At 69.1% G+C, this 6,191-nt stretch carries 6 protein-coding genes; all 6 read left to right on the top strand.

Annotated features, from left to right (window positions below; genetic code table 11):
• On the top strand, positions 1–414 hold a 414-nt coding region (gene atpH, locus ACWF94_RS30105; RefSeq protein WP_453495429.1), incomplete at its 5' end, for an ATP synthase F1 subunit delta.
• Positions 415–566: 152 nt separating this feature from the next.
• The gene (atpA, locus tag ACWF94_RS30100; RefSeq protein WP_453495427.1) at positions 567–2,159 is read left to right on the top strand and encodes a F0F1 ATP synthase subunit alpha; all 1,593 of its coding nucleotides are present in this window, start codon (positions 567–569) and stop codon (positions 2,157–2,159) included.
• Between the two features lie 20 nt (positions 2,160–2,179).
• Positions 2,180–3,121, top strand: a complete 942-nt coding sequence (locus ACWF94_RS30095; protein WP_453495424.1) for a F0F1 ATP synthase subunit gamma — start codon at positions 2,180–2,182, stop codon at positions 3,119–3,121.
• Positions 3,121–4,563: a F0F1 ATP synthase subunit beta gene (atpD, locus tag ACWF94_RS30090; RefSeq protein ID WP_453495421.1), complete on the top strand. Its 1,443-nt coding sequence runs from the start codon at positions 3,121–3,123 to the stop codon at positions 4,561–4,563. Before ACWF94_RS30095 ends, atpD begins: the two co-directional genes overlap by 1 nt.
• A gap of 185 nt (positions 4,564–4,748) precedes the next feature.
• Positions 4,749–5,135 (top strand): F0F1 ATP synthase subunit epsilon, encoded by a 387-nt coding sequence (locus ACWF94_RS30085; protein ID WP_453495418.1) that lies wholly within the window; start codon positions 4,749–4,751, stop codon positions 5,133–5,135.
• Positions 5,136–5,271: 136 nt separating this feature from the next.
• The gene (locus ACWF94_RS30080) at positions 5,272–5,739 is read left to right on the top strand and encodes a DUF2550 domain-containing protein (RefSeq protein WP_453495432.1); all 468 of its coding nucleotides are present in this window, start codon (positions 5,272–5,274) and stop codon (positions 5,737–5,739) included.
• Positions 5,740–6,191 lie beyond the last annotated feature (452 nt).

Below are 6,191 nucleotides of genomic sequence, written 5' to 3'. Positions count from 1 at the left end.
ACCGAGCTGCGCGCCGCGCTCACCAACCGGTCGGCCACCACCGCGGCCAAGAGCGAGCTGCTGCGCGGCCTGCTCGGCGGCCGGGCGGAGCGGACCACCGAGCGTCTGGTGACGCGCCGTGTCACCGCGCCCCGGGGACGTAGCCTGGGACAGGGACTCGAATCCCTGTCCAGGCTCGCCGCGGGGCGCCGTGACCGGACGGTCGCGGTCGTCACCTCGGCGGTACCGCTCACCGACCGGCAGAAGCAGCGCCTCGGCGCGGTGCTGGCGAAGCTGTACGGGCGCCAGATGCATCTGAACCTGGACGTGGACCCCGAGGTCCTCGGCGGGATCTCGGTGCGGGTCGGCGACGAGATCATCGACGGTACGGTCGCCGACCGGCTCGCCGAGGCGACCCGCCGCATGGCCGGCTGACCGCCGCCACCAACTGAACACGGCAGCACCAGTAACACCAGTAGTACCAGCGGCCCGGTTGGGCCGTGCAGAGATTGCAGAAGATTCCTGGGGGTCGCCCCCAGACCCCTTCAAGAAGCTTCGGGCCCAACAAGGAGAGCAGGGAACTCAAGATGGCGGAGCTCACGATCCGGCCGGAGGAGATCCGGGACGCGCTGGAGACCTTTGTCCAGTCGTACAAGCCGGACGCGGCCTCGCGCGAGGAGGTCGGTACGGTCAGTGTGGCCGGCGACGGGATCGCGAAGGTCGAGGGTCTGCCCTCGGCCATGGCGAACGAGCTGCTGAAGTTCGAGGACGGCACCCTCGGCCTCGCCCTCAACCTTGAGGAGCGGGAGATCGGTACGGTCGTCCTCGGCGAGTTCAACGGCATCGAGGAGGGACAGCCGGTCACCCGCACCGGCGAGGTCCTGTCCGTCGCTGTCGGCGAGGGCTACCTCGGCCGCGTCGTCGACCCGCTCGGCAACGCGATCGACGGCCTCGGCGAGATCGAGACCGAGGGTCGCCGCGCCCTCGAACTGCAGGCCCCGGGCGTCATGGTCCGCAAGTCGGTCCACGAGCCGATGCAGACCGGCTACAAGGCCGTCGACGCCATGGTGCCGATCGGCCGGGGCCAGCGTCAGCTGATCATCGGTGACCGCCAGACCGGCAAGACCGCCCTGGCCGTCGACACGATCATCAACCAGCGCGACAACTGGCGCTCCGGCGATGTCAACAAGCAGGTGCGCTGCATCTATGTGGCCATCGGCCAGAAGGGCTCCACCATCGCGTCCGTACGCGGCGCGCTGGAGGAGGCCGGTGCCCTGGAGTACACGACCATCGTCGCCGCCCCGGCGTCCGACCCGGCCGGCTTCAAGTACCTGGCGCCGTACACCGGCTCGGCCATCGGCCAGCACTGGATGTACCAGGGCAAGCACGTACTGATCATCTTCGACGACCTGTCGAAGCAGGCCGACGCCTACCGCGCCGTGTCGCTGCTGCTGCGCCGTCCGCCGGGCCGTGAGGCGTACCCCGGCGATGTCTTCTATCTGCACTCGCGTCTGCTGGAGCGCTGCGCCAAGCTCTCCGACGACATGGGCGCCGGTTCGATGACAGGTCTGCCGATCGTCGAGACGAAGGCCAACGACGTCTCGGCGTTCATCCCGACCAACGTCATCTCCATCACCGACGGCCAGTGCTTCCTGGAGTCCGACCTGTTCAACGCCGGACAGCGCCCGGCCCTGAACGTCGGTATCTCCGTCTCCCGCGTCGGTGGCTCCGCCCAGCACAAGGCGATGCGGCAGGTCTCCGGCCGGCTCCGCGTGGACCTCGCCCAGTTCCGTGAGCTGGAGGCGTTCGCCGCCTTCGGCTCCGACCTGGACGCCGCGTCGAAGGCGCAGATGGAGCGCGGCAAGCGCATGGTCGAGCTGCTCAAGCAGCCTCAGTACCAGCCCATGCCGATCGAGGAGCAGATCGTCTCGGTCTGGGCCGGCACCACCGGCAAGATGGACGATGTCCCGGTCGATGACATCCGCCGCTTCGAGGCCGAGCTGCTGGAGCACCTGCGCCGTGAGCGCAAGGAGCTGCTGACCGGTATCGCCGAGGGCGCGAAGATGTCCGACGACACCATCCAGGCCGTCGGCGACGCGATCGCCGCCTTCAAGCGTCAGTTCGAGACCTCGGACGGCAAGCTTCTGGGCGAAGACGCTCCGGTCAGCACGAGCAAGTGACGACGGAAGGGACCTGACTCATGGGAGCCCAGCTCCGGGTCTACAAGCGTCGCATCAAATCCGTCACCGCGACCAAGAAGATCACCAAGGCGATGGAGATGATCGCCGCCTCGCGCATCGTCAAGGCGCAGCGTCAGGTGGTGGCCTCTACTCCGTACGCGACCGAGCTGACCCGCGCGGTGACCGCGGTCGCGACCGGGTCGAACACGAACCACCCCCTCACCACCGAGGCCGAGTCCCCGTCCCGGGCCGCCGTCCTGCTCATCACGAGCGACCGCGGTCTGGCCGGCGGCTACTCCGCCAACGCCATCAAGGCGGCGGAGCAGCTCAACGACCGGCTGCGGGCCGAGGGCAAGGAGGTCGACAGCTATATCGTCGGCCGGAAGGGTGTCTCGTACTACGGCTTCCGTGAGCGCGAGGTCACCGAGTCGTGGTCCGGGTTCACCGACAACCCGACCTACGCGGACGCCAAGAAGGTCGCGGACCCGCTGATCGCGGCGGTCCAGCGGGACACGGCCGACGGCGGGGTGGACGAGCTCCACATCGTCTTCACCGAGTTCATCTCGATGCTGACGCAGATGCCGGTGCAGAACCGGCTGCTGCCCCTCAGTCTGGAAACCGCGACATCAGCGGCTGGCGCCGCGGGTGCGGACGCCAGCGGGACCAAGGGCGAGATCCTGCCCCTGTTCGACTTCGAGCCGTCGGCGGAGGACGTCCTCGACGCCCTGCTGCCGCGCTATGTCGAGAGCCGGATCTACAACGCGCTGCTCCAGGCCGCTGCCTCCAAGCACGCTGCCACCCGCCGCGCGATGAAGTCGGCGACCGACAACGCCGGAGAGCTGATCAAGAGCCTCTCCCGGCTTGCCAACGCGGCCCGCCAGGCCGAAATCACCCAGGAAATCAGCGAGATCGTCGGTGGAGCCAGTGCCCTGGCCGACGCGACCGCAGGGAGTGACAAGTAATGACGACGACAGTTGAAACGGCCGTTGCCACGGGCCGCGTCGCCCGGGTCATCGGCCCGGTCGTCGACGTGGAGTTTGCCGTCGACGCGATGCCGGAGATCTACAACGCGCTGACCGTCGAGGTGGCCGACCCGGCCGAGGACGGCAAGCTCAAGAAGCTGACGCTGGAGGTCGCCCAGCACCTCGGTGAGGGCGTGGTCCGCGCGATCTCGATGCAGCCCACCGACGGTCTGGTCCGCCAGGCCCCGGTGACCGACACGGGTGCGGGCATCACGGTCCCGGTCGGCGAATTCACCAAGGGCAAGGTCTTCAACACCCTCGGTGAGGTGCTGAACGTCCCCGAGGCGAACAGCGAGATCACCGAGCGCTGGCCGATCCACCGCAAGGCGCCCAGCTTCGACCAGCTTGAGTCGAAGACCGAGATGTTCGAGACGGGCGTCAAGGTCATCGACCTGCTCACCCCGTACGTCAAGGGCGGCAAGATCGGTCTGTTCGGTGGTGCCGGTGTCGGCAAGACCGTGCTGATCCAGGAAATGATCTACCGCGTGGCCAACAACCACGACGGTGTGTCGGTGTTCGCGGGCGTCGGTGAGCGCACCCGTGAGGGCAACGACCTCATCGACGAGATGAGCGAGTCCGGCGTCATCGACAAGACCGCGCTGGTCTTCGGTCAGATGGACGAGCCCCCGGGCACCCGGCTGCGCGTCGCACTGGCCGGTCTGACCATGGCGGAGTACTTCCGCGATGTGCAGAAGCAGGATGTTCTCTTCTTCATCGACAACATCTTCCGGTACACCCAGGCCGGCTCCGAGGTGTCCACCCTGCTCGGCCGGATGCCCTCCGCGGTGGGTTACCAGCCGAACCTGGCGGACGAGATGGGTCTCCTCCAGGAGCGCATCACCTCGACCCGCGGTCACTCGATCACCTCGATGCAGGCGATCTACATCCCCGCGGACGACCTGACCGACCCGGCCCCGGCCACCACCTTCGCCCACCTCGACGCGACGACGGTGCTCTCCCGTCCGATCTCCGAGAAGGGCATCTACCCGGCCGTGGACCCGCTGGACTCCACGTCCCGCATCCTGGACCCGCGCTACATCGCGCAGGAGCACTACGACGCCGCCATGCGCGTCAAGGGGATCCTGCAGAAGTACAAGGACCTCCAGGACATCATCGCCATCCTCGGTATCGACGAGCTGAGCGAGGAGGACAAGATCTCCGTCCTCCGTGCCCGCCGGGTGGAGCGCTTCCTGTCGCAGAACACCCACGTCGCGAAGCAGTTCACCGGTGTGGACGGCTCGGACGTTCCGCTGGACGAGTCGATCGCCGCGTTCAACGCGATCTGCGACGGCGAGTACGACCACTTCCCCGAGCAGGCGTTCTTCATGTGCGGTGGTATCGAGGACCTCAAGGCCAACGCCAAGAAGCTGGGTGTCTCCTGAGCCCTGAGCGGCTCCTGAAGGGGGGCGGGGTCCGCCCCGCCCTCTGCCCGCTCTCTGATGACTCCCTGTGATCCCGGCCGTGACAGGCCGGGGGAGGGGCCCGGGGCACTCCGGTGTCCTGAGCCCCATTAGACTTTGACCCAACACCCGGCATCATCGCCGGGTGGTGACCCGAGGAGCCACCCTTGGCTGCTGAGCTGCATGTCGAGCTGGTCGCGGCGGACCGCCAGGTCTGGTCCGGCGAGGCCACCCTGGTCGTCGCGCGCACCACGTCCGGCGACATCGGCGTCATGCCCGGTCACCAGCCGCTGCTCGGTGTGCTGGAGTCGGGCCCGGTGACCATCCGTACCACGTCCCCCGAAGGGGGATCCGGGACGGTCGTCGCCGCTGTGCACGGCGGATTCATTTCCTTCGCCGACAACAAGCTGTCCCTGCTGGCGGAGATCGCCGAGCTGGCTGACGAGATCGATGCCCAGCGCGCCGAGCGTGCGCTGGATCGTGCCAAGTCGGACGAGGACGCCGCCGCCGAGCGCCGTGCCGATGTCCGGCTGCGCGCGGTGGCGGTGCGCTGAGCACCCCGCGAGACGCTGTCCCTCAGCCGCGGCGCGGACTGGATCCCTCCAGACCGTGCCGCGGCTGAGGCAATGCGGCTGTCCGTGGGGCCGGGTCGAGGACAAGGACGAGAACGATGCGAGGAGGTCGGTGGAGATGTTCCTCGCGGTGCTCGTGAGCGTTCTGGTCGTCGTCGTACTGGTCGGGATCGGACTGTTCGTCTTCGGTCTGCGGCGACGGCTGATCCAGCGTTCCGGCGGCACCTTCGACTGCTCCCTGCGGTGGAACGTCGCCGCGGAGCCCGACGGCGGCCCCGGGGGGACTCCCACCGGCAAGGGCTGGGTGTACGGCGTCGCCCGTTACAGCGGTGACCGCATCATGTGGTTCCGGGTCTTCTCGTACGCCCCCCGGCCCCGCCGTGTCCTGGAGCGCTCGGCGATCGAGGTCATCGCCCGCCGCACCCCTGAGGGCGAGGAGGAGCTGGCGCTGCTCTCCGACGCCGTGGTGCTCGGCTGTCTCCACCGGGGGACCCGTCTGGAGCTGGCGATGAGCGAGGACGCGCTCACGGGCTTTCTGGCCTGGCTGGAGGCGGCCCCGCCCGGCCAGCGGGTGAACGTGGCGTAGGGCGTCCTGGGGCGGTGGCCTCGGTGCGGCCCGGGAGTGCCCTTCGGGTCGGCTGTTGCCTGCCGCCACCGGGCTCCGGCGTTCCGCGCTCTGTCTTCCGCCCGCGCTCTGTCTTCGCCCGCGTCCTGTCTTCGCCGCGGACCTGCCGACTCCGCCCGGGGCCCTGTCGACGTTGCCTCGGCCGGCGCTCCCTCTGCCGATCCGGCCTCCGCTGATTCGCTCGGGCGTGGGCGTGGGCGTGGGCGTGGGCGTGGGGCGTGTGCACGTGGGCGTGTACGCGTGGCCGCTGTACGCCCGTGCGGTGCGCTCTCCGGGCGCGGGGCGCCGCCGTGCGCTCGGGGGGCTGCCTCGCCCCCGTAAGGCCCCTTCGGGGCCCCTGTAGGCCCGTGAAGCGCTCTCCCGGCGGCCCGCGTGTCGCCCCCTGGTGTTCCGGGACGCCGAAGGGGCCGGGG

This window comes from Streptomyces sp. NPDC055078 (assembly GCF_053607985.1).
Note: the sequence above shows the minus strand (reverse complement) of the source record. Positions and strands in the feature narration are given on the sequence as shown.